Genomic DNA, 21,357 nt, shown 5'->3' on the forward strand with positions numbered 1-21,357 from the left:
GGCACGCGCCACGCCCAGGAACGATGTCATGCCCGCACCCGCCTTTGCCCCAGATAATCCTTCCCCATCCCACCCCAACACCACCACCGGCCTCGATGGCTTCATCGCCCGGCTCACCCAAAAATACCGCGGTCGGATCACTGGGTGCCTGTCCCTGCCCGCAAGAGCGGCGCGTCATGCGGCGTTTCCTCCTGGCCTGGATGCGCGCCTGATGGCCGCACTCACCGCGCGGGGCATCCAGCAGCTATATAGCCACCAGCGGGAAACCTGGGACCACGTGGCAGCAGGCCGGCATGCCGTGGTGGTGACCCCCACCGCCTCCGGCAAGTCCCTGTGTTACAACCTGCCGGTGTTGGACGCCGCACTCAAGACTGGCGCCAAGGCCCTTTATCTCTTCCCCACCAAGGCGCTGGCTCAGGATCAGGTGGCACAGCTCATGGCGCTCAACGAGGCGGGCCACCTGGGCGTGCGCGCCTACACCTTCGACGGTGACACACCCGGCGATGCGCGCAAGGCCGTGCGCACGCGCGGCGACATCGTCGTCACCAATCCCGACATGCTGCACCAGGGCATCCTGCCCCATCACACCAAGTGGGCGCAGTTCTTCGAGAGCCTGCGATATGTGGTGATCGACGAGATGCACATCTACCGCGGCGTGTTCGGCGCCCACGTGGCCAATGTGATTCGCCGCCTGCTGCGCGTGTGCCGCTTCTATGGCAGCGAGCCGGTGTTCATCCTTTCCTCCGCCACCATCGCCAACCCGCAGCAGCTGGCCGAGGCCCTAATCGGCGCACCGGTGGCCGCCGTCACCGAAAGCGGCGCGCCCACTGGGCAGAAGCATCTCCTGCTGTGGAATCCGCCGGTGATCAACCCGGACCTGGGCATCCGCGCATCCAGCCGTTCCCAGACCACGCGCATCGCCCGCATGGCGGTGAAGGCAGGCTTCAAGACCATCGTCTTCGCCAACACCCGGCTGATGGTGGAGGTGATCACCAAGTACCTGAAGGACGTATTCGACCGCGACCCACGCAAACCGGCCCGCGTCACCGCCTATCGCGGCGGCTACCTGCCCACGGAGCGGCGCGCGGCGGAAGCGCATTTGCGCGCCGGTAAGATCGACTGCGTCATCGCCACTTCAGCCCTGGAGCTGGGCGTGGACATCGGCTCGCTGGATGTGTGTGTGCTCAATGGTTACCCCGGCACCATCGCCGCCACCTGGCAGCGCTTGGGACGCGCCGGACGTCGCAACCGCGCAGCACTCGGCGTGCTGGTGGCAGGCAGCGATCCCCTCGACCAATACGTGGTGCGGCACCCGGAATTCTTCTTCGGCCAGTCGCCCGAGCATGCGCGCATCGACCCGGACCAGTTGCTGATTCTCATGGATCACGTGCGCTGTGCCGCCTTCGAACTGCCCTTCGTCATGGGCGAACGCTTCGGCAAGGAAAAGCTGGAAGACCTGCTCGCCTATCTGGAAGAACAGGGCGTGCTACACAAGGAAGGCGAGCAGTGGCACTGGATGGCCGAGGGTTATCCCGCCAACAGCGTGTCCCTGCGCAGCGTGGCGGAGGGCAACTTCGTGGTGGTGGACACCACCGACGGCAAGCGGGAGGTGATCGCCGAGGTGGATTATTCTTCCGCGGCGCTCACCCTCTACGAAGGGGCGATCTACATGGTGCAAGCCGCACCTTACCAGGTGGAACGGCTGGATTGGACCGGGCGCAAGGCCTTCGTCACTCGAACCCGCGCCGACTATTACACCGATGCCATCGACTACACCAAGCTCAAGGTGCTGGAGGCCTTCGAACGAGCGGACGCCGCCACCCGCGGCGAAGTGCATCTGCTGCGGCGCGTGGCAGGTTACAAGAAGATTCGCTACTACACCCACGAGAACGTGGGTTATGGCACCGTCAATCTGCCCGATCAGGAAATGCACACCACTGCGGTGTGGTGGACCTTGGATCCGGCACGGCTCGCCGCTGCCTTCCCCAGTCGCTGGCAGGCCCTGGACGGCTTTCTTGGCGCGGCCTACGCCATGCACCACGTGGCGGCCCTGCTCACCATGGCCGAGCCGCACGACCTGGGACGCGCCGTGGGCGATGCCGGTAGCACCTGGTTCGCCACCGTCGGCGCCGACGGTCGCGGCGCCCCCAAGGCCTTCGACGGCGAAACCGTGGACCTCGATCGACTCAGCCGCGAATTCCGCCCCACCGTCTTCCTTTACGACAACTACCCGGGTGGCATCGGCTTGTCGGCGCCGCTATTCGATCTGCGGCGCGAAGTGGTGCGCCGCGCGCGCGACCTGGTCGCTGCCTGCGAGTGCGCCCACGGCTGCCCGGCCTGTATCGGGCCGATTCTCGCCTCGGATGAGCAACGCGGATTCTCGCCCAAGGGGGCGGCGCTCGAGGTGCTGGAACTGTTCGCTCTAGACGAGCGCCATGAATCTGCGTGACCGTCTGCAAAAGCTCACGGGCCAGCGTGGCGTCGAGCCTTACGCGACAGTTGCCCCCACCCAGCAAAGCCTCGCGGAGCGTCTCGCCCGGCTCGGCCGGAGTCCCACACGCTTGAGCGACGAGGAGGTGGCCGCAGTCCTCGGGGGGATATGCCTCGCCGAGGGGCTGATCGTGGTGGAGCGTACCGTTGCCCTCAGTACCCTGCACGGTTCCCGCGTCCTGTGGGAGATCATGCACGCGCCCCTGCATCGCCTCGATGGCGGTGCCGTCGATCCCCGTGAGCTGCTCTTCCTCGACACCGAAACCACGGGACTGGCCGGCGGCACCGGCACGCTACCTTTTCTGCTGGGGCTGGCGCGCATCGAAAAAGACAGCCTGCGCCTACGTCAGTTTTTCCTCACCGGCTTCAAGGGCGAGAAGGCGCTGCTCAACGAAGCCCTGCCCTGGTACCGGGAGGCTGCCCATCTGGTCAGCTTCAACGGCAAGACCTTCGATCTGCCCCTTCTAGTGAGCCGCTATCGTCTGGCGCGCCTGCCCGATCCCTTCGCCAGCCTGGGCCATCTCGATCTTCTCTATCCCACCCGCACCGCCTTCGCGCATAGCTGGCCCGACTGTCGGCTGCAGACGGCAGAGCAGCGCCTGCTCGACTTCCACCGCCGTGACGATCTGCCCGGCCATCTGGTGCCGCAGGTGTGGTTCGATTTCGTGCGTGCGGGGCACCTCACCCAGGTGCCCGCCATCCTGGAACACAACCGTTTGGACCTCACGAGCCTCGTGGCCCTTGCGGCCCGGCTCGCGAAACTGTTTGCGCAACCGGAGCATCCGGAAGCGGACGTGCTCGCCATCGCCCGTGCCTATCGCCGCCGGGGGGAGGAAGACACCGCCCACGCCCATCTCCTGGGGCGCCACGCCGATCTCACGATCGACGGCCAATTGGAATTGGCCCGGCTTTTCCGGCGGCGCGGCGACTGGCCAGCCGCAGTGGCAATCTGGCAAGCGCTCGCCGCCCAGGCTTGCCCCGAGGCCATCGAGTGCCTCGCCAAGCACCACGAACACATGGCGAAAGACCCCGCCACCGCTTTGGCTTACGCGCACCAGCTCGCCCGCTTGCGTCCGGGCCCCAGCACCCAAAAGCGGATCGAGCGGCTCGAGAGCCGACTCGCCCGCCAGTCCGGCCCGACGCGCGGGAATGCGTCCCTACCCTTGGGTTCGGGTAAAGCGCACGTCAAGCTGCCGTGAAGTTCTCGTGATCCCGGCGGTTTTTGCCCCATCCGCCGCCCGGTTTCCCTTGTCATGCCTGGCAACGTGAACTACGTTTATGGAGCCTTAGCTCCACCCCCACGCGCCCCATGGGTGCTGGGGCTTGGGCAGGGCATCATCGCACAACCATAAACGGAGGACGACAGTGGACCAGGATTCTGAGATGAAAGCGAAACCCGGGTGGGATCCCTCCCGCCGGCGTTTTCTTCGCGGTGGGGCCGCCTTGGGCGGCCTCGCGCTATTTGGACGCAGCGCGTTGAGCGCGGCGGCTGAAAAAACCATCGAGCTACCGATGGTCAATGGTCGGCGTGAGCTGGCGACCTACCCGCAGAAACGTGAGCTCATCCTCATGACCGCGCGGCCGGTGCAGTTGGAAACGCCGATGTCCGTGTTCAACGAAGGCGTGTTCACGCCCAACGACGCCTTCTTCGTGCGCTGGCATTTGGCCGATGTGCCCACCACCGTGGATGCGGCGACGTTTCGCATCAAGGTACACGGTCTGGTCAAACAGCCCCTCAGCCTGAGCGTGGAGGATCTCAAAAACAATTTCGAGCAGGTGGAACTCGCCGCCGTCTGCCAATGTTCCGGAAACAGCCGTGGCCTGTTCAACCCGCGCGTGCCGGGTGGTCAATGGGCCAACGGTGCCATGGGCAACGCGCTGTGGAAAGGCGTGCGCCTGCGCGACATCCTCAACAAGGCCGGCATCCAAGCCGGTGCGGTGCAGGTGCGTTTCGATGGCGCCGATGGCCCCGTGCTGCCCGCCACGCCAGACTTCATCAAGGCCCTGGACATGGACATCGCCCTGGGCGAGGACGTGATCGTGGCCTACGCCATGAACGGCGAGCCGCTGCCCTTGCTCAACGGCTATCCGGTGCGGCTGGTGGTGCCCGGCTGGTATGCCACCTACTGGGTGAAGATGCTCAACGACGTGGAAGTGATCGGCAAGGTGGACGAGAATTTCTGGATGAAGCCCGCCTACCGCATCCCGGACAATCCCTGCGCCTGCATGGAGCCGGGGCAGCAAGGGGTGAAAATGGTGCCCATCAACCGCATGAACGTGCGCTCCTTCATCACCAGTGTGGCCGACGGTGCCAGGATCAAGGGTGGACACACCTACGAAGTCAAGGGCATCGCCTTCGACGGGGGCTTTGGCATTGCCCGCGTGCTGTTCTCGGCGGATGGCGGCAAGACCTGGACCGAGACGCGCCTGGGCAAGGATCATGGCAAATACAGCTTCCGCGAATGGCGCGCCGCCTTCACTCCCAAGCGCGGCCAACACTACGAGCTGGCGTGCCTGGCGATCAACACCATCGGCGAGTCGCAGCGCTTCACGCCGCGCTGGAATCCTGCCGGCTACATGCGCAATGTCGTCGAAACCGTGCGGGTCACCGCCGTCTGAGGGGGAAGCGAACATGAACAAACGACTGCGCCTCATCCTCGTCATGGCCGGCATGCTCACGGCGAGCACAGGCCAAGTCCTCGCCGCACCATCGGCGACCGAAGCCAAGATCACCCTGCCGCCGGAGCAGGCCCGCTTCAAACCCGGGCCGGGCATGGAAACGGCTGCCCGCAACTGCATGATCTGTCACTCCGTCGATTACATCTACATGCAGCCGCCTCTGACGCGGGAACAGTGGCATGCCGAAGTCGTGAAGATGAAAAAGGTGTTCGGCGCACCCATACCGGACAATGAGGTGGACACGGTGGTCGACTACCTGATGTCGCAAAACGGCAAGAAATGAGCCGCCCCGGCGCGGCGGATGGGTGCCTCGCCGCCGCGCCGCCCCCTCACCGCGCCGGCTCACTGACGCGCGGCTGCCACTCGTCCAGCGTCCAGTAGCGCAGGAAGCTTCGCCCTTGCCGCTGGATCTTTTCCGGGCCCCGCCCCGCGCCGTCGATGATGCGGCGCAGAATCGCGTCATCCATGAGCCGACGGCCTTCGCGAAACGGAATGGTGGAAAGTTCGATGCGCCAGGGATGCGCGCCATCGCGCCGGCCGAAGGACAGCTCGAAATCCAGCACGGCGATGAGCTGCGCCCGCGTGAAGTTCTTGAGCTCCGCCAGCATGGCCAGCGATTCCGCACGCTGGGTGGCCACGAAGCGGTCGCGCACATAGGCGAAATGCGGCCCAACCACCAGCAGATAGCCGCGACATTGGTCGCCGTGGGCTACGCCCACTTCCACGTCGTGGAAGCGCAGCCCCACCACCCCGCCCTCGGGGCCGGCGAGACGTTCCCACACCGCGGTTTCCCGACCGTCCAGGCAGAATTCCCGCAGCACCGCCCCCTCGGCTCGCATGCGGCGCAGGAAAGCTTGCCCGCGCTGGGGCAGGTAGTCGAGCTGGCGGCGGCGGTGCAGGACGTCTTCCGCGGCGATACACGCGCCCGCTACACCGCCCTGGTGGGCGAGCACCATCAGCTCCTCATCGCTGAACTGTTCCCAAGAAGCCCGCCCGGAGAAATCCGGCCGGTCGGCAGGAATGTCGATCATGGCGTGCAGGCGCGTGGTCTGCAGCCACAGGCTGTGGGTATCGGCGGTGCGCTTGCGCCAGGCGCCCAGGTAGGCGGCGGGAACGTCGGTGTTGTTGGGGGGCAGCGTGATGGCCATGATCTCAGGACAGGGCAAAAGCCAATACTACCGGCATCACCGCCAGCGACGCCAGATTGCCCAGCAGGACGATGGACGCCACCTTCTCCGGCTCCTGCCGGTACTGTTCCGCCATCAGGTAGTTGAGCACCGCCGGCGGCAGCGCACCGAACACCAGCAGCATGGATTGCTGCTGGGGCGTGAGGGGAAGCAGGGGCGCCACCAGGCCCACCATGAGGACGCCCGTGGCCGGCGCGACGATGCCGCTCACCGCGCCGAGCCGCCAGTCCCGGAAGGAGACCTGATTGAGCCTCACCCCCAATGCGAACAAGAGCATGGGGATGGAGGCATCCCCCACCATCTTGATGGCGGTGTAAAGGGGCACAGGCACCGCCGCGCCACTGAAACTCACCGCCACGCCCAAGACGGTGGCCGCCATCACCGGTGTCTTGAGCAATGCCAGCGGATGCAGGCGATGGGCGAGTAGGTAAGGGCCCAGGGAGAAGTGCAGAATCATCTCCACCAGGAACAAGACGATGGCCGCACCCAAAGCCTGCTCGCCGAAGGCCAAGACCAGGAGGGGGATGCCCATGTTGCCCGAGTTGTTGAACATCATGGGCGGCACGAAAGTCTTGCCATCCACCCCCATGAGGCGCGCCACCGGCCAGGCCAGAAGGCCCGAACCCAGGATCACCGCCACACCGCCCACGGCCAGCGGCCAGTAGTGGGCGAAATCGAAGGACTTTGAGGCCAGCGCAGCGAACACCAGGGCCGGCACCAGCACGTCCATGCTGATCTGGTTGGTGACCTGGATGTCCGGCCGCTTGACGCGCCCATACCACCAGCCCAGGCCGATGACGGCGAACACGGGAAAGACGATGGAAAAAATGCGCAGGGCCAGCATCCGCGCATTTTACGGGACACCGGGACCGGCCCAGGGTGCTATTTCAGGCGCTGGATGCCCAAGGCCTTGAGCATGTATTTTTCGTAGATGGGTTCGGAATTGCCGGTCTTCATCTTGCGCAGGAAATACTTCTCGAAGGCCGCCTTGGCCAGGTGCACCCATTTGCCCTGCTTGGCCCAGGTCACGTTGCGCGGCGGGATCTGGGGAATCGCCACGAAGGCCGCGCCCGTGTCGCCCATGTCGGCCAGGCAAATGGTGCTCCAGGTGCCGGTATGGGTGGGCGGCAGGCCCGCCAGCTCATCGGCGATGTTGTGGGCGATGGCCGAGACCATGGACTCGATCATGTAGCCGGTCTTGGGTGTGCCGGTGGGCACCGGCGTCACCTCCACCGGAGGAATGGCGATTCCCACGCCCGCGGCGTAGATGTTGGGATAGCGGGGGCTGCGCTGCTGTTCGTCCACGACCACGAAGCCCGCGGCGTTGGTGAGGCCTACCACCTGCGCCACCGCCTCCACGCCGCGGAAGGCGGGCAGCATCATGGCGTATTTGAAGTCCAGCACCTGCTCGCGGATCTTCTCACCGAGGTCGTTGTATTCCTCGATGTGCATGCGGTTGGGCTCCACCGCCGTCACCTTGGCGTGGGTGATCCACTTGATGTGGCGCTGGCGCATTTCCGCTTCCAATAGCCCCTTGGAGTCCCCTACTCCGCCCAGCCCCATGTGGCCCACGTAAGGTTCGGGCGTGACGTAGGTGATGGGCACCTTGTGGCGCAGCTTGCGCCGGCGCAGGTCGGTCTCCAGCGCCATGGCGTATTCGTAGGCCGGCCCGAAGCAGGAAGCGCCGGGCAGGGCGCCCACGATGACCGGGCCCGGGTCCTCGAGGAAGGCTTGATAGGCGCCATAGGCGCGCTCCGCATGGGCCAGGGTGCATACGGAATGGGTGTGGCCGGTCTCGGGGCCGGCACCGGGCGTGAGCTCGAAGGCCAGGCGCGGCCCGGTGGTGAGCACCAGATAGTCGTAGTCCACCGTGCCGCCATCGGCCAGGGTGAGGCGCTGGGCGGTGGGGTCGATATGCTCCACGCGGCGGGCGATGAACTCGATGCCCTTCTTTTCCAGGTAGGGACGTAGGGGAAAGCTCACATGACTGGCATCGCGCCAGCCCAGGGCCACCCAGGGATTGGAAGGCACGAACTGGAAGTGCTCGTGGGCATTGATGAGGGTGACGCGATGCGCCTTACCCAGCAGGGCGCGGATCTCGTAGGCGGCCGGTGTGCCGCCAGTGCCCGCGCCGATGATGACGATATGGGCCATGTGGGTTCCTGGTCGGGAGTCGTTGCGAAAAAAGCTCACGCGGCCCGGCGCAAGCCCTGCACCCAAGCCTCCATGGCCGCATTGGCAGGCGGCATGGGTGCTTCCATGAAGCTCACCACGAATTTGCTGCCCAAGTCCGCCACGCCGATGGCGCGCGGCCGCACGGCCAACACCTGGGGATTGGGCAGGGCGAAGCCAAAGCAGAAGATGACGTCCACCGCTGCCTTGATCTCCGGGTTGATCTCGCCGCCGATGCCTTGGGTATGGGCGTAGTGGTCGAACACGCCGATGAACTGCACCTTGGGGTTTTCCGCGATCTTCTGCTTGAGATAGGCCACCACCTCGTCGACGCTCTGGGCCGCTGTCTCGCTCTTGTCGATCTCGGCGACATAGACGGGGTATTTTTCCTGCAACAGGGTGTGCTTCATGAATGTCTCCTGGACATGAAAGGAAGTGGAATGCTTCGATGCTGCCGTTCCTACTCGGAACGGCCTAAACCTGCCCCACGCCGCCGTGGCGCGGCCTGGGGTCGGCATGCGGGTTAGGCGGGAAGGGGGGATGATCGCAGGATTGCCGACCCTCGCCCTGGTTGCGCAGGTGTTCCGCCAGTTCGGCAAAGCGCATCTCGAGGGCGCGCCGCAGGCTCACGTCGGCGACCGTCTCTTCCAGGGCGAGGCGCATGCACAAAAGCCACTCGTCACGCGCTTGCGGACCGATGGCATAGGGCAGGTGACGCCGCCGCAGCATGGGATGCCCGTGCTTTTCCAGGTAGCGCGGCGGCCCGCCCAGCCAGCCCGAGAGAAAATCGAACAGCTTCTCCGCCGAGCCGCTCAGGTCGGCGGGATGGAGCTTCCGCGCGGCATAGGCTTCCGGCAGGGTGTCCATGAGGGTATAGAAGCGCGTCACCAGGCGGCGCAGCCCCGCATCCCCGCCGATGCGCTCATAGGGAGAAGAAACATCCGGTTTCGTGTGCATGAATCAACCCATGAAATAACGAAGGTAAAAAGAAAACCCGAGTCCCATGCCCAGCCAGGCTGGGATGGGGCCCAGCAGTAACCGCACAACGGGGTGCCGCGGCACGAAGCCCACGCCGTGCACGAAGCCCGCGGACAATCCCCACATCACCAGCATGAGCAGGCCGTGACTCACCGCGCCGCCCTCAGGTGTGGTGAGGGCACGCGGCGCCAGGGTCACGAGCAGCATCAGGGTGAAGGCGCCCAGCAGGGACAGACCCCGCGCCAAGGCAGAGGCAGCCATGGTCAGCTCCGGTAGGGACGCAGGTAGAGCCACTCGAAGAAGCGCTTGGCCCAGTGGAACAGACGACAGGGCGGCAGAATGAGAGCGCGCGTCTCGCTACGATAGACCAGGATGCCGCGATCCAGCGTATCAACGATGCAGATGAGCTCGGGCTTGAAGCGCGCGCTCGCGGGCCGACCATCGAGGGCGGCAAGCAGGTTTTGCACGGCCGTCTTCGCCTGTAGATCCGCCATGTGAGCCTGCTTGGGCAGCCAGTCGGGGCCCGGATAGCTGCCGGCATCGCCCGCCACGAACACCTTGTCCGCTCCTTCCACCCGGCAATGGCCATCGGCCTTGAAGAAGCCCCCTTCCGACAGGGGAAGCCCCGATTCCGCCGCCCACGCGGGGCCGGTCATGCCCGGCATGAACAGGATCAGGTCGGCCGCGATGTCGCCGCCTTCGGTCTTCACCCGGTCCGCCTCGAAGCCGAGCACCTTGTGACCCAGATGGGTGGCGATGTCGCGCCGGGCCATCTCGCGCAAAAGGCCCGCCACGGCCTTCTCCCCCAGCCGCTTGCCCGGCTCCTTGGCCGCGTTGAAGAACACCAGCTTGAAGCGGCTGCGCCGCCCCTGACGGCGCAGCAGGGTGTCGATGCCGAACAAGAGCTCGAACATGGGGCCGCCGCGCATCGCGCCCTGCTCCTTGGGATGGGTGCCGAAGCCGAAGGCGAGGGTGCCGCCGTCCATCGCCGCCAACCGGTCGCGGATCGCCTCTGCCGCGGCCACGCCCTCGCACACGGTGAGCGCATGCTCGATGCCGGGCAGACTCTTCAGGAAGCGGCCGCCGCTGGCAATGAGCAGGGCGTCGTTTTCCACCTCCCCCCGATCGGTGATCACCCGGCGCCCGCCCTCGGCCAGTCCAATGACCCGTCCTGCATGGAAGCGCACATCGAGGCGCGCGAGGAAATCCCGCAGATCGATGGACAGCGCATCCCCCGTGCGCAGGCCCGAGGGAATCCAGATGAGGCTAGGGAAGTAGAGCAGCCGGGGCTCGGGAGCGATCAGGGTGAGCTCCACGTGGGGTGCGCGCGCACGCAGTTCACGCACCGCGGTGAGGGCGGCGAAACCGCTGCCGATGATGCTCACGCGTCGGCTCATTGGCTCGCCTGCTTGCGCTTTTGCTCGTCCGTGGCGCATTCCTTGGCGTCACACATCATGGCGCTCAGGGCCGCAAGCAGCACGGCCATGGTGACCCCCAGTATCCAGGCGAAATACCACATGGCGTTCTCCTTTGCTCAGTAAACCGATTTGTCGTGGGTGCGGATGTAGTCCGTGGTCACCTTGCCCCACATGACCGTGTAGGCCCAGGCGGTGTAGAACACGATGAGGGGCATGAACACCACCGTCGCACCCAGCATCAGGCCCAGGGTCAGGGGTGAAGACACGCTGTCCCACACCGTGAGGCTGGAACGCGGGTCCAGGGACGAGGGCATGACGAAGGGGAACATGGACACGCCGGCGGTGCCGATGATGGCCGCGCAGGTCACGCTGGAGGCGACGAAGGCCAGCCCCGGCCGGTTGCGCCAGGCGAACAAAAGCCCCAAGGCGCCGGCGAGGAAGGCGGTGGTGGGCACGAAGCGGGTCCAGGGATAATGGCCGTAATTGGCCAGCCAAGCACCGGCCTCGCGCACCACCGTCTTGTCCAGAGGATCGGGCATGGCATTGGGATTCACCGTGCTGGTGATGACGTAGCCGTCGATGCCCTTACTCAGCCATAAGCCGGCCAGCCCGAAGGTGATCAAGGTGAGGGCCCCGAAGATCAGGCTCGCCACGCGGGTGCGGCGGTAGATATCGCCCTCACTGCGCATCATCAGGTAATTTGCGCCCTGGAAGGTAAGCATGGACAGGCTCACCACACCGGCGAGCAGGCCGAAGGGATTGAGCAGTTGCCAGAAGCTGCCGGTATAGGTGGACACCAGGCTGTCGTCGAAGCGGAACGGCACACCCTGCAGGAGATTGCCGAAGGCCACGCCGAAGATGATGGGCGGCACCGCCCCGCCGACGAACAGACCCCAGTCCCACGTGGCGCGCCAGGTAGGGTTCTGGATCTTGGATCGGTAATCGAAGCCAACCGGCCGGAAAAAGAGCGCCCACAGGGCCGCCATCATGGCCCAGTAGAAGCCGGAGAAGGCGGTGGCATACACCAGCGGCCAAGCAGCGAAGATGGCGCCGCCGGCGGTGATGAACCAGACCTGGTTGCCATCCCAGTGGGGCGCGACGGTATTGATCACCGCGCGCCGTTCCAGGTCGTTTCTGCCCACGAAGGGCAGCAGCGTGCCCACGCCCATGTCGTGGCCGTCCATGATGGCGAAGCCCACCAAGAGCACGCCTACCAGCAGCCACCAGATCAGTTTCAGGGTTGCGTATTCCAGCATGGTTTTCTCCTCAGATCTTGGCCGCGGGTGCCGTGGCAGGCACCGCGCCGCCGCCGGTTTTTTCGTGGTGGTATTTACCGAGCCCAAGGCTGGAAGGCCCGAGCCGCGCGTACTTCACCATCAGATAAAGCTCGATCACCAAAAGCAGCGTGTAGAAGCCGATGAAGCCGGCCAGCGAGCCGTAGATCGCCCCGGGGGTCAGATTGGACACGGACAGATGGGTGGGCAGCACACCGTAGATGGTCCAAGGCTGGCGGCCATACTCCGCCACGAACCAGCCCAGCTCTGCGGCGATCCAGGGCATGGGAATGAACCACAGGGCCCATTTGAGCAGCCAGGTCTTGCTGATGAAGGTGCCCTTGACCGAGTAGTAAAGCGCCAGGGTGAACAGGGCGAGGAAGGCAAAGCCCAGCGCCACCATCAGGCGAAAGCTCCAAAACAGGGGCGCGACGCGCGGGATGGTGTCCTCCACCGCCTGCTGGATCATCTCCGGCGTGGCCTTCGACACATCGGGTGTGTATTTCTTGAGCAGCAGGCCGAAACCCAGGTCGTCCTTGTGCGCTTCGAACGTTGCCAGCGCCTGCTGATCGTTCTTGTCGCGCCGCAGCCGCTCCAGGGCACCCACGGCGAGGATGCCGCGCTCGATCCGCGCCCGGTTCTTCTCCTTGATCTCATCGATGCCGGGCAGGGTCTGGCTCACCGAGCGCGTGCCGATCAGGCCCAGCAAATAGGGAATCTTGATCTCGTAGTCGTTGCGCTGGGCGTCCTGATTGGGCAGGGCGAACAGCACGAAGGGCGCCGGCGCCGGCTCGGTGTGCCACATGGCCTCGATGGCCGCCATCTTGGTCTGCTGCGCCTCGCCCACGGTGTAGCCGGACTCATCCCCCAGCACGATCACCGACAGCGCGGAGGCAAAACCGAAACCGGCGGCGATGCGGAAGGAGCGGCGCGCGAATTCCAGATCCCGGCCTTTGAGCAGATACCAGCTGGAAATCCCCAGCACGAACAGGGAGGCGGTCACGTAACCGGCGGAGACCGTGTGCACGAACTTGGCCTGGGCATCCGGGTTGAACACCACGGCCCAGAAGTCGGTCATCTCCATGCGCATGGTGGTGAAGGAGAACGCCGCGCCCACGGGATTCTGCATCCAGCCGTTGGCGATCAGGATCCACAGCGCAGAGAGGTTGGAGCCCACCGCCATCAGCACCGTCACCAGGAAGTGCTGCCACTTGTTGAGGCGCTCCCAGCCGAAGAAGAACAGGCCGATGAAGGTGGATTCCAGAAAGAATGCCATCAGCCCTTCAATGGCCAGCGGCGCGCCGAAGATGTCCCCCACGTAGTGGGAGTAATAGGCCCAGTTGGTGCCGAACTGGAATTCCATGGTGATGCCGGTGGTCACCCCCAGGGCGAAGTTGATGCCGAACAGCTTGCCCCAGAACTTCACCATGTCCTTGTACACCGGCCGTCCGGTGATAACGTAGGTGAGCTCCATGATCACCAGGATGAAGGCAAGCCCCAAGGTGAGGGGCACGAACAGGAAGTGATACAGCGCCGTGACGGCGAACTGCAGGCGCGACAAATCGACGAGTTCTTCGGTCAGCATGGGCACTCCTTATTGCGCAGGCTTAACGGTGAGATGACGGGCGATGGCCTCGGCGTCTGGCTTAGCAGTCCCGCCGCTGAAGAAGGCGAAATAGAGCCCGGCGATCAAGGCAAGCTTCACCACCAGCGCGACGGCAATTTCCAAGACCAAGGGATTGCGGGGAATTTTCATGGGCACCTCCTTCGTGGCAACTGACATTGCAAAGACCGTGCCAATGGCGGCAACGACCCTACACCGAGTATAGACATGCGATAAATCAATGACTTGCGACATATCGCCGCAGGCGGAAAGAAGCCGTACCGCCATTAATGTCAGTCATTCCCTTGATGAGTGCCATTTTTGGCAGTACCATCGCGGCATGCGCCAGCTGCAGGAACTGATCAGTTTTCTGGAAACCCAGCCCGATCCGCAGATCGTGATGGACGCCGATTACCGCATCGTGGCGGCCAACGCGGCCTACCGCCGCCACTACGGGCAGGGCGAGGTGGTGGGCAAGACCTGCTACGCGGTGTCCCATGGTTATGACAAGCCCTGCGACCAATGCGGCGAGTCCTGTCCCCTGGCCGCCAGCCGCGCCAGCGGCGAGCCGGCGCGGGTGCTGCATCTGCACCACACGCCCCACGGCGAGGAACACGTGGACGTGCTGCTCACCCCGGTACGCGACGCGCGCGGCCGCATCACCCATTTCGTGGAACGCATGCAGGTGGTGCGCGAGGCGAGCAGCCTGCCGGCGCAGCGGGGACTGGTGGGCAAGTCGCCCGCTTTCAACCGCATGCTGGAGCTCATACGCCGCGTTGCCCCTTCCAACACCACCGCCCTGCTGCTGGGGGAATCCGGCACCGGCAAGGAACTGGTGGCCCAGGCCATCCACGAGCACAGCCCGCGCCGCGACGGTCCCTTCGTGGTGGTGGAATGTTCGGGCCTCACCGAGACGCTGTTCGAGAGCGAACTGTTCGGCTACGAGAAAGGCGCCTTCACCGGTGCCAACCAGCGCAAGATCGGTCTGGTGGAGGCCGCCGCCGGCGGCACCCTGTTCCTGGACGAGGTGGGCGACATTCCCCTCTCCCTGCAGGTGAAGCTGCTCAGGCTATTGGAGACGGGCACCTTCCGCCGGGTGGGCGGGGTGGAGACCCTGCGTGCCGATTTCCGTCTGGTGGCTGCCACCCACCGGGAACTCAAGGCCATGGTGGAGCGCGGCGCCTTTCGCACCGATCTCTATTACCGCTTAAGCGTGTTCCCCATCGGGTTACCTCCCTTGCGGGAACGGCGCGAGGACATCCTGTTGCTCGCCGAAACCTTGGCCGCGCGTCTTGCCCCCGAGCGCAAACCGACCCTGAGTGCCGGCTTTCGCGAACGGCTGCTCGCCCACGACTTCCCGGGCAATGTGCGGGAGCTGCGCAACATCATGGAACGCGCCTTGCTCATGGCCGATGGCGACACCCTGCTGCCGGAACACCTGCCGCCGGAAGTGGGCGCACAGCCGCCTGCGCCGGTGGTGGAGGAAATCGTGCCCCTGGCCACGGCGGAGCTGCGCTATCTCCAGTGGGCCCTGGCCCACCACGACGGCGACCGCAAGTCCCTCGCCCGCAAGCTGGGCATCAGCGAGCGCACCCTCTATCGCAAGCTGGCGGGCTGAAGCCAGGCGGCGCCGCTCAATGAAAATCCCGCGAGCGCACCGCGAGCTGCCCCAACAGCTCGCTCAAGTCCATCAGCCGCCCGGCCACCAGGTGCACCACCTCCCCCTGCCGTTCCAGCCGGCCGGCGACGGCGAGCAGCTTTGATTGCAACAATTCGCGCCGCTGCCTTTCCGCCACGGATTTCCACACCACCACGTTCACGTGGCCGGTCTCGTCTTCCAGGGTGAGAAAGATCACGCCGCTGGCGGTGTCCGGCCGCTGACGGTTGATGACCAGCCCCACGGCGCGGGCGAATCTGCCGTCCGGCAGCGCACGAATCCGTTCCGCGGTGAGCATGCGCCGCTCGTCCAAGACGGGGCGCAACAGGGCGAGGGGATGCCGGCCCAGGGTGAGGCCGAGGCTTGCATAGTCGGCCACCAGGTCCTCGGCCTCGCTGGGCGGCGGAAAGGTCACCGGCTCTTCTTGCCGGGCCGCGTCGCGAAACAGGGGTGGCCGTTCCTCGATGCCGGCCACAGCCCAGAAGACCTGCCGGCGATGGCCGCCCAAAGCCGCCAGCGCGCCGGCGGCGGCCAGGGCCTGAAGGTCGCGCCGGTCGAGACGCGCGCGACGGGCCATATCTTCCACGTCGTTCAAAGGGGCGGCAGTGCGCGCAGCGATGAGGCGCTCGGCACCGGCACGGGAAAGCCCCCGCACCATGTTGAGCCCGAGGCGCAGGGCGGGCGCCGCCTGCCCTTCACGCTCTTTCTGCGGGGAAGAAGCCGTGGCATGCTCCAGCGTGCACTCCCATGCACTCAGCCTCACGTCCACCGGCCGCACTTCCACCCCATGCCGCCGCGCGTCCTGCACCAGTTGCGCCGGTGCATAAAAGCCCATGGGCTGGCTATTGAGCAAGGCGCAGGTGAAAGCCGCAGGCTCGTGGCATTTGAGCCAGGCGGAGACGTACACCAAAAGCGCGAAACTCGCGGCATGGGATTCGGGAAAGCCATACTCGCCAAAGCCGAGAATCTGCTGGTAGATGCTGCGCGCGAAGTCTTCCGTGTAGCCGCGCTCACGCATGCCTTCGATCAGCTTTGCCTCGAAGTGGGCAAGCCCCCCGCGCCGCTTCCAAGCCGCCATGGAGCGGCGCAGCTGATCCGCCTCGCCCGGGGTGAAGCCGGCGGCCACCATGGCGATTTGCATCACCTGTTCCTGGAAGATGGGCACGCCCAGGGTGCGTTCCAGCACCGCCTTCACCGCCGCCGAGGGATAGCTCACCGGTTCCAGTCCCTGGCGCCGGCGCAGATAGGGATGCACCATGCCGCCCTGGATGGGACCAGGCCGCACGATGGCCACCTGGATCACCAGATCGTAGAAACAGCGCGGCTTCATGCGCGGCAGCATGGCCATCTGGGCGCGGGATTCGATCTGGAACACACCCATGGTGTCGGCCCGCTGGATCATTTCATACACCCGGGGATCTTCCGGCGGGATGTCGGCCAGGGTCAGGGACCGCCCCCGCCAGGCGCTCACCCCCTCCAGCGCGCGGCGGATGGCGGTAAGCATGCCCAGCGCCAGCACGTCGATTTTGAGCAGCCCCAGGGCGTCCAGATCGTCCTTGTCCCACTGGATCACCGTGCGCGCCGGCATGGCCGCGTTCTCGATGGGCACCAGGCGCGAGAGTGCATCGCGGCTGATCACCAAGCCCCCCACGTGCTGGGAAAGATGGCGGGGAAAGCCTATGAGTTCGTTCACCAGGGCGATGAGCAGGCGGATGCGGGGATGGTCCGGATCGAAGCCAGCCTCCCGCAACCGTTCCGGCAGAACCTGGTGGCCATCCCACCAGGCGAGGTTCTTCGCCAGCCGGTCCACCTGGTCCGGCGCGAGCCCCAAGGCCCGGCCCACATCGCGCATGGCACTTTTGGGCCGGTAGGTGATCACCGCCGCCGCCAGGGCGGCGCGGCTGCGCCCGTACTTGGCGTAGAGATACTGGATCACTTCCTCACGCCGCTCGTGTTCGAAATCCACGTCGATGTCCGGCGGCTCGTTGCGCTCGCGGGAGATGAAGCGCTCGAACAGCATCTCCATGCGCGCGGGGTCCACCTCGGTGATGCCCAGCGCGTAGCACACCGCGGAATTGGCCGCGCTGCCGCGCCCCTGGCAGAGGATGCCGCGTTCTTTCGCGAAGGCGACGATGTCGTGCACGGTGAGGAAATAGGGTTCGTAGGCGAGCTCGGCGATCAGGGCGAGCTCGTGTTCCACCAGCGCCCGCACCTTGTCCGGCACGCCCGCGGGATAGCGTCGGCGCAGGCCCGCCTCGGTCAGGTGACGCAGATGGCTTTGCGCCGTTTCTCCCGCCGGCACCAGCTCGCGGGGATATTCGTAGCGCAGGCTGTCCAGGGAAAACGTGCAGCGTTCAGCCACCCGTAGCGTCTCCGCCAGCAGTTCCGGGGGATAGAGTTTCGCCAACCGCGCGCGCGGCCGCAGATGGCGTTCGCCGTTGGGAAAGAGGGCAAGACCGGCCTCCTTCACCGGCACGCCGAGACGGATGGCGGTGAGGGTGTCCTGCAGGGCACGTCGGCTGCGCACGTGCATGTGCACATCCCCCGCCGCCACCAGGGGCAGCCGGCAGCTCTGGGCGAGCCACTGGGCCTGCTCCAAGCGCTGCGCGTCATCGGCTCCGAGCAAGCGCTCGTAGGCGATCCAGCAGGCGCCGGGAAAACGCTCGGCCAGCCAGCCCACATCCTGCGGCTGTGTTTCCGCATCCGGCAACAGCAGCGCGAGGCAATCGGCCAATCCGTGTTCCAGAGCGGATCGCTGCAGAAAATAGCGGCCCTTCTCCGCCGCCCTGCGGCCCTGGGTGATGAGTTGGGAGAGATTGCCGTAGCCGTCGCGGTTCGTGGCGAGCAATACCAGACGCGGACCGTCGGCGAGTTTGATTTCGCTGCCGATGATGAGCTTGAGCCCGGCCGCCTTTGCCGCCACGTGGGCGCGCACCACGCCGGCCAGCGAGCACTCGTCGGTGATCGCCAACGCCGCGTAGCCCAGCTCATGGGCGCGGGCGACCAGTTCCTCCGGCTGCGAGGCGCCGCGCAGGAAGCTGAAGTTGCTGAGGCAGTGGAGTTCGGCGTAGGGGGGCAGGGTCATCGCGAAACAGGCTTTTTTCTTCAACGCAGAGGACGCGGAAGGAACGGAGGGCGCAGAGATTTTTTTGGTTTCTTTGTGTGCCTTCGTGCTCTTTGCGCTCTTCGCCTTTCACACTTTTACCTCTGTGTCCTCCGCGACCTCCGCGTTTCATGCTTTTACCCCCCCCCGACCTCTGCGTTTCACGCTTCACGCAAAAATCCCATGCAGGAACCACTTCTCCACCTCCGCCGCTTCGCGATACACCCAATAGCGCGGCCCGCCCACGGCTTCGGCGACAAAGTAGTCACGCGCCACCGGGCGGCCGTCCCACCAGCCGGTTTCGATGCGTTCCGGCCCTGCCTCGATGCGCAGCGGTGCGCCCAGGTAGGGCCTGCCCTCCCGGCAGGCCAATGGTCGCGGACGGGGCAGCAGCCACAGGGGGCGGGAAGGTGCGCCCATCTGATGCGCCGCCCCGGGCTCGCCCGCCTTCATGGCCCGTTCGGGGCGGTGATCAGCCACGCACTCCAGGCTGTGCACCATGCCGTCACCCAGGCGTGCGCGCAGGCGTTCGATCAAGGCCGTGACGTGTTCCGCCTCGCTCTCCGCCGTCGGGAACAGTTCCAGGTTGCGCGGCTGGCAGGGCAGGATGTGCGCCGCCCGCAGGACGAGTTCCCGTACCGGCTGCGCCAGGCTCAGCCGTTCCAGACGCTCGCGCAAAAGATCGAGCAGGTGGCGAACGTCGCGGCGCGCGGTAACCAGTCCCACCGTCACCCGCGTGGGTGGAGCGTCGCCATGCAGGAGATCGAGCTGGAACTGCTCTACCCCCGCCTCGCGCCCACGCAGGAATCCTTCCAGCTCACTGAGCAGCCGTCGCGCAGCGAACAGCAGGGCATGGGTTTCCTGTACTTCCGCCGGCAATTCCAGCCGGGAGAGGAAACGGGGTGGCGGCGTGAACCAGGGACGGGGATCGGGGCGCTGCCCCAAGGCCATATCCAGTTCCTTGAGGAACGCCGCTCCGAAGCGCTGCTCCATCCCCCCACGCGGCAGGGCCAGGCAGTCACCCAGCGTGGTCACTCCCAGGGCCATCAGCAGATCGGCATGGGGCTGGGCCGCCTCGACCAGTTGCAGCGGCAGGGGGGCCAAGGCCTGCGCGAGTTGCGTAGGATCGAGGATCACCGAACAGCTGCCAGCGCGGGCCAACCAGGTGGCCGCCCGGGGAGTAGGGGCCACCGCACAGCGGGCGTGATAGCCCAAGGCGCGCACTTCCCTGGCAACCCGCTCCCGTAGCTTTTCTGCGCCACCGAAGAGTTTGCGGGAACCCGCGATCTCCAATAGCAGGCCGTCGCTTTCCAGGCTGACGTGGGGTGTGAACTGGCCGGCCCAGGCGGCCAGCCCCGCCAGCGCCGCCGCTTCCCGCCGAGGATCGCGCCGGCACACCAAGAGTTCCTGGCCCAAGGCGCGCGCCGCTTCCACTGGCATGCCGGGCCGTATCCCCAGCTTCTCCGCGGCGCGGCTAGCCATCAGCACCTGCGCCCGGCTGCCCGTCTCCGCCACCAGCACCGGACCGCAGCGTTCCAGCCCGCGCGTGAAAACCTCGAGGGGAAGCCAGGTCAGATGCAGCGCCAGCCACAGCATAGAGGCCACGAATCTGCACCAAACTCAAGCGTGCCACGCTTGCCCCGGCGAGAAAGACGAGGCGGCAGGGCGCCTTCCCTCTCTTCCCGGGAAGACGAGGGACTTTGCCAAACGCAGCCGGATGGCCGCCGTCGCCGGCGCGCCACGGCGCTTGAGAAGGCGCAAGGAAAGCTCATCCCCTTGTGCCTCCAGAACGATGCGCAGGGCAGCAGGCGAAGCCTGTTCCGCCGCGCGCAGGGGTCGATAGAGAAAACCCGCCGCCCCTCCCGCCTCGGCCGCAAGTTGCAGACGGCGAGCCGCGCGGGAATCGATGTCGCTGGGCCAGAACAGCACCGCCCCCATGCTGCCAGCACGCAAGGCCTGCTCCGCCGCCCACAAGTTGTCGCGGAGCGTGGTTTTGCCGATGACCAACAGGCGCGAAAGTTGGATGCCCGCCGCCGCCAGGGCCGGCGCGTAAGGCAGATGGGGCGGTGTCACCCACGCCACCCAGCGTCCCTCGCGGGTAAGACGCGCCAGCGCCGGCGCAAGCAGGCGCAGCTCGCCAACGCCCTCCCGCTCGTGCAATAGCTCGGTGAGCGCCCCCACCGGCCAGCCGCCACCCGGCAGCGCCCGATCCAGGGCCGCGAAGCCGGTGGCCAGGCTGGGCTGCGCCACCCGCGCGAGATCGTCGCCGCGCCAGAGGGCCGGGTGCTGCAGGAGCGTCTCGAGGGAGGAAGCCGCCATGCCTTTAGCGTATCGAACGATCGTTCGATGGTCAAGGTCGCCCTCAAGCTGTGCCCTCCCTGTCCGTAAAATGCGGAAACTTCCCGCCCCCGGACGGGTCGCTGTTTCAACTAGCCAGGAGAAAGGAACAATGCGCTTTCCGGTAGATCCGCCACCCCCCATTGGGGTGGCGGAAGATCCCTACGATATCCAGGAAACCACGGGCATCCGGCCGGTGCGGCCGGTGGGCGCGCCCTTGAGCCAGCAGCGCTTAGTCGGGCGCCGCCCTCGCCCCGTGGCGAGTCCACCTGCCCCGGTCCAACCTGCGCCACCCCCGGTGGAGCGCCGCAGCGGTGAGGACCGGCGCAAGGGCGATCGCCGAGTAGCCAACCTGCCCGTCCTGGTCGACACCCGCTCCGGCATCGACCGGCGCCGCGCCAAGCGGCGGAACGATGATCCCACCACCCGCGTCGACGAAAAGGCGTAGGATTACGCTTT

Annotated in this window: 20 protein-coding genes; 6 read left to right on the forward strand and 14 right to left on the reverse strand. The window is 66.0% G+C overall.

Features of this window, described 5'->3' with window-relative positions; genetic code table 11:
• The first annotated feature begins 28 nt into the window (after positions 1-28).
• The 4 genes from V6E02_RS07575 to sorB all read left to right on the forward strand — a co-directional run bounded on the left by V6E02_RS07575 (position 29) and on the right by sorB (position 5,452).
• Positions 29-2,449 carry a DEAD/DEAH box helicase gene (locus tag V6E02_RS07575; protein ID WP_347308179.1) on the forward strand — a complete coding sequence of 807 codons (2,421 nt, stop codon included), beginning with the start codon at positions 29-31 and terminating at the stop codon, positions 2,447-2,449.
• Complete coding sequence (locus V6E02_RS07580) at positions 2,436-3,689, forward strand: ribonuclease H-like domain-containing protein (RefSeq protein WP_347308180.1); 1,254 nt, start codon at positions 2,436-2,438, stop codon at positions 3,687-3,689. Before V6E02_RS07575 ends, V6E02_RS07580 begins: the two co-directional genes overlap by 14 nt.
• 184 nt (positions 3,690-3,873) lie before the next feature.
• Positions 3,874-5,109 carry a SorA family sulfite dehydrogenase catalytic subunit gene (gene sorA, locus V6E02_RS07585; RefSeq protein WP_347308181.1) on the forward strand — a complete coding sequence of 412 codons (1,236 nt, stop codon included), beginning with the start codon at positions 3,874-3,876 and terminating at the stop codon, positions 5,107-5,109.
• 13 nt (positions 5,110-5,122) lie between these two features.
• A complete protein-coding gene (sorB, locus tag V6E02_RS07590) occupies positions 5,123-5,452 on the forward strand; it encodes a SorB family sulfite dehydrogenase c-type cytochrome subunit (protein WP_347308182.1) in 330 nt (109 codons plus the stop codon).
• Positions 5,453-5,498: 46 nt separating this feature from the next.
• On the opposite strand, the gene V6E02_RS07595 is transcribed toward sorB, so the two are convergent.
• From V6E02_RS07595 to cydP, 11 genes are all read right to left on the reverse strand, one after another.
• Complete coding sequence (locus V6E02_RS07595) at positions 5,499-6,317, reverse strand: hypothetical protein (RefSeq protein WP_347308183.1); 819 nt, start codon at positions 6,315-6,317, stop codon at positions 5,499-5,501.
• A 4-nt stretch (positions 6,318-6,321) separates the two neighbouring features.
• On the reverse strand, positions 6,322-7,200 hold the full coding sequence (locus V6E02_RS07600; RefSeq protein ID WP_347308184.1) for an AEC family transporter: 879 nt from the start codon (positions 7,198-7,200) through the stop codon (positions 6,322-6,324).
• A 38-nt stretch (positions 7,201-7,238) separates the two neighbouring features.
• The gene (locus V6E02_RS07605) at positions 7,239-8,510 is read right to left on the reverse strand and encodes an NAD(P)/FAD-dependent oxidoreductase (protein ID WP_347308185.1); all 1,272 of its coding nucleotides are present in this window, start codon (positions 8,508-8,510) and stop codon (positions 7,239-7,241) included.
• A 35-nt stretch (positions 8,511-8,545) separates the two neighbouring features.
• Positions 8,546-8,938: a DUF6858 family protein gene (locus tag V6E02_RS07610; protein WP_347308186.1), complete on the reverse strand. Its 393-nt coding sequence runs from the start codon at positions 8,936-8,938 to the stop codon at positions 8,546-8,548.
• A 64-nt stretch (positions 8,939-9,002) separates the two neighbouring features.
• Positions 9,003-9,485 carry a group II truncated hemoglobin gene (locus tag V6E02_RS07615; protein ID WP_347308187.1) on the reverse strand — a complete coding sequence of 161 codons (483 nt, stop codon included), beginning with the start codon at positions 9,483-9,485 and terminating at the stop codon, positions 9,003-9,005.
• 3 nt (positions 9,486-9,488) lie between these two features.
• The gene (locus V6E02_RS07620) at positions 9,489-9,767 is read right to left on the reverse strand and encodes a cyd operon YbgE family protein (protein WP_347308188.1); all 279 of its coding nucleotides are present in this window, start codon (positions 9,765-9,767) and stop codon (positions 9,489-9,491) included.
• Positions 9,768-9,769: 2 nt separating this feature from the next.
• Positions 9,770-10,903 (reverse strand): NAD(P)/FAD-dependent oxidoreductase, encoded by a 1,134-nt coding sequence (locus V6E02_RS07625; protein ID WP_347308189.1) that lies wholly within the window; start codon positions 10,901-10,903, stop codon positions 9,770-9,772.
• Positions 10,900-11,025 carry a cytochrome bd-I oxidase subunit CydX gene (gene cydX / locus V6E02_RS07630; protein ID WP_347308190.1) on the reverse strand — a complete coding sequence of 42 codons (126 nt, stop codon included), beginning with the start codon at positions 11,023-11,025 and terminating at the stop codon, positions 10,900-10,902. The genes V6E02_RS07625 and cydX overlap by 4 nt, the downstream gene beginning before the upstream one ends.
• A gap of 15 nt (positions 11,026-11,040) precedes the next feature.
• Positions 11,041-12,180 (reverse strand): cytochrome d ubiquinol oxidase subunit II, encoded by a 1,140-nt coding sequence (cydB, locus tag V6E02_RS07635; RefSeq protein ID WP_347308191.1) that lies wholly within the window; start codon positions 12,178-12,180, stop codon positions 11,041-11,043.
• A gap of 10 nt (positions 12,181-12,190) precedes the next feature.
• On the reverse strand, positions 12,191-13,783 hold the full coding sequence (locus V6E02_RS07640) for a cytochrome ubiquinol oxidase subunit I (protein ID WP_347308192.1): 1,593 nt from the start codon (positions 13,781-13,783) through the stop codon (positions 12,191-12,193).
• 9 nt (positions 13,784-13,792) lie between these two features.
• Positions 13,793-13,954 (reverse strand): cytochrome oxidase putative small subunit CydP, encoded by a 162-nt coding sequence (cydP, locus tag V6E02_RS07645; protein WP_347308193.1) that lies wholly within the window; start codon positions 13,952-13,954, stop codon positions 13,793-13,795.
• Between the two features lie 187 nt (positions 13,955-14,141).
• Here cydP and V6E02_RS07650 point away from each other — a divergent pair, with 187 nt between their 5' ends.
• Positions 14,142-15,419 carry a sigma-54 interaction domain-containing protein gene (locus V6E02_RS07650; protein WP_347308194.1) on the forward strand — a complete coding sequence of 426 codons (1,278 nt, stop codon included), beginning with the start codon at positions 14,142-14,144 and terminating at the stop codon, positions 15,417-15,419.
• 16 nt (positions 15,420-15,435) lie between these two features.
• On the opposite strand, the gene V6E02_RS07655 is transcribed toward V6E02_RS07650, so the two are convergent.
• The 3 genes from V6E02_RS07655 to imuA form a co-directional block, all read right to left on the reverse strand.
• On the reverse strand, positions 15,436-18,543 hold the full coding sequence (locus V6E02_RS07655; RefSeq protein ID WP_347308195.1) for an error-prone DNA polymerase: 3,108 nt from the start codon (positions 18,541-18,543) through the stop codon (positions 15,436-15,438).
• 186 nt (positions 18,544-18,729) lie between these two features.
• Positions 18,730-20,157 carry a Y-family DNA polymerase gene (locus tag V6E02_RS07660; RefSeq protein ID WP_347308319.1) on the reverse strand — a complete coding sequence of 476 codons (1,428 nt, stop codon included), beginning with the start codon at positions 20,155-20,157 and terminating at the stop codon, positions 18,730-18,732.
• A 24-nt stretch (positions 20,158-20,181) separates the two neighbouring features.
• Positions 20,182-20,880, reverse strand: coding sequence for a translesion DNA synthesis-associated protein ImuA (gene imuA, locus V6E02_RS07665; protein WP_347308196.1), 699 nt, complete (start codon positions 20,878-20,880; stop codon positions 20,182-20,184).
• Between the two features lie 130 nt (positions 20,881-21,010).
• Between imuA and V6E02_RS07670 the strand changes: the two genes are divergently transcribed.
• Positions 21,011-21,346: a hypothetical protein gene (locus tag V6E02_RS07670; protein ID WP_347308197.1), complete on the forward strand. Its 336-nt coding sequence runs from the start codon at positions 21,011-21,013 to the stop codon at positions 21,344-21,346.
• Positions 21,347-21,357: the final 11 nt, after the last annotated feature.

The sequence above is a fragment of the Thiobacter sp. AK1 genome (assembly GCF_039822265.1).
Classification (GTDB): Bacteria; Pseudomonadota; Gammaproteobacteria; order Burkholderiales; family Thiobacteraceae; genus Thiobacter; species Thiobacter aerophilum.

What these genes read in the sequence shown, in the direction of transcription:
- V6E02_RS07575 (WP_347308179.1), top strand. Translation starts at nt 29, where the DNA reads ATGCCCGCACCCGCCTTTGCCCCAGATAATCCTTCCCCATCCCACCCC.
- V6E02_RS07580 (WP_347308180.1), top strand. Translation starts at nt 2,436, where the DNA reads ATGAATCTGCGTGACCGTCTGCAAAAGCTCACGGGCCAGCGTGGCGTC.
- sorA (WP_347308181.1), top strand. Translation starts at nt 3,874, where the DNA reads ATGAAAGCGAAACCCGGGTGGGATCCCTCCCGCCGGCGTTTTCTTCGC.
- sorB (WP_347308182.1), top strand. Translation starts at nt 5,123, where the DNA reads ATGAACAAACGACTGCGCCTCATCCTCGTCATGGCCGGCATGCTCACG.
- V6E02_RS07595 (WP_347308183.1), bottom strand. Translation starts at nt 6,317, where the DNA reads ATGGCCATCACGCTGCCCCCCAACAACACCGACGTTCCCGCCGCCTAC.
- V6E02_RS07600 (WP_347308184.1), bottom strand. Translation starts at nt 7,200, where the DNA reads ATGCTGGCCCTGCGCATTTTTTCCATCGTCTTTCCCGTGTTCGCCGTC.
- V6E02_RS07605 (WP_347308185.1), bottom strand. Translation starts at nt 8,510, where the DNA reads ATGGCCCATATCGTCATCATCGGCGCGGGCACTGGCGGCACACCGGCC.
- V6E02_RS07610 (WP_347308186.1), bottom strand. Translation starts at nt 8,938, where the DNA reads ATGAAGCACACCCTGTTGCAGGAAAAATACCCCGTCTATGTCGCCGAG.
- V6E02_RS07615 (WP_347308187.1), bottom strand. Translation starts at nt 9,485, where the DNA reads ATGCACACGAAACCGGATGTTTCTTCTCCCTATGAGCGCATCGGCGGG.
- V6E02_RS07620 (WP_347308188.1), bottom strand. Translation starts at nt 9,767, where the DNA reads ATGGCTGCCTCTGCCTTGGCGCGGGGTCTGTCCCTGCTGGGCGCCTTC.
- V6E02_RS07625 (WP_347308189.1), bottom strand. Translation starts at nt 10,903, where the DNA reads ATGAGCCGACGCGTGAGCATCATCGGCAGCGGTTTCGCCGCCCTCACC.
- cydX (WP_347308190.1), bottom strand. Translation starts at nt 11,025, where the DNA reads ATGTGGTATTTCGCCTGGATACTGGGGGTCACCATGGCCGTGCTGCTT.
- cydB (WP_347308191.1), bottom strand. Translation starts at nt 12,180, where the DNA reads ATGCTGGAATACGCAACCCTGAAACTGATCTGGTGGCTGCTGGTAGGC.
- V6E02_RS07640 (WP_347308192.1), bottom strand. Translation starts at nt 13,783, where the DNA reads ATGCTGACCGAAGAACTCGTCGATTTGTCGCGCCTGCAGTTCGCCGTC.
- cydP (WP_347308193.1), bottom strand. Translation starts at nt 13,954, where the DNA reads ATGAAAATTCCCCGCAATCCCTTGGTCTTGGAAATTGCCGTCGCGCTG.
- V6E02_RS07650 (WP_347308194.1), top strand. Translation starts at nt 14,142, where the DNA reads ATGCGCCAGCTGCAGGAACTGATCAGTTTTCTGGAAACCCAGCCCGAT.
- V6E02_RS07655 (WP_347308195.1), bottom strand. Translation starts at nt 18,543, where the DNA reads ATGACCCTGCCCCCCTACGCCGAACTCCACTGCCTCAGCAACTTCAGC.
- V6E02_RS07660 (WP_347308319.1), bottom strand. Translation starts at nt 20,157, where the DNA reads ATGCTGTGGCTGGCGCTGCATCTGACCTGGCTTCCCCTCGAGGTTTTC.
- imuA (WP_347308196.1), bottom strand. Translation starts at nt 20,880, where the DNA reads ATGGCGGCTTCCTCCCTCGAGACGCTCCTGCAGCACCCGGCCCTCTGG.
- V6E02_RS07670 (WP_347308197.1), top strand. Translation starts at nt 21,011, where the DNA reads ATGCGCTTTCCGGTAGATCCGCCACCCCCCATTGGGGTGGCGGAAGAT.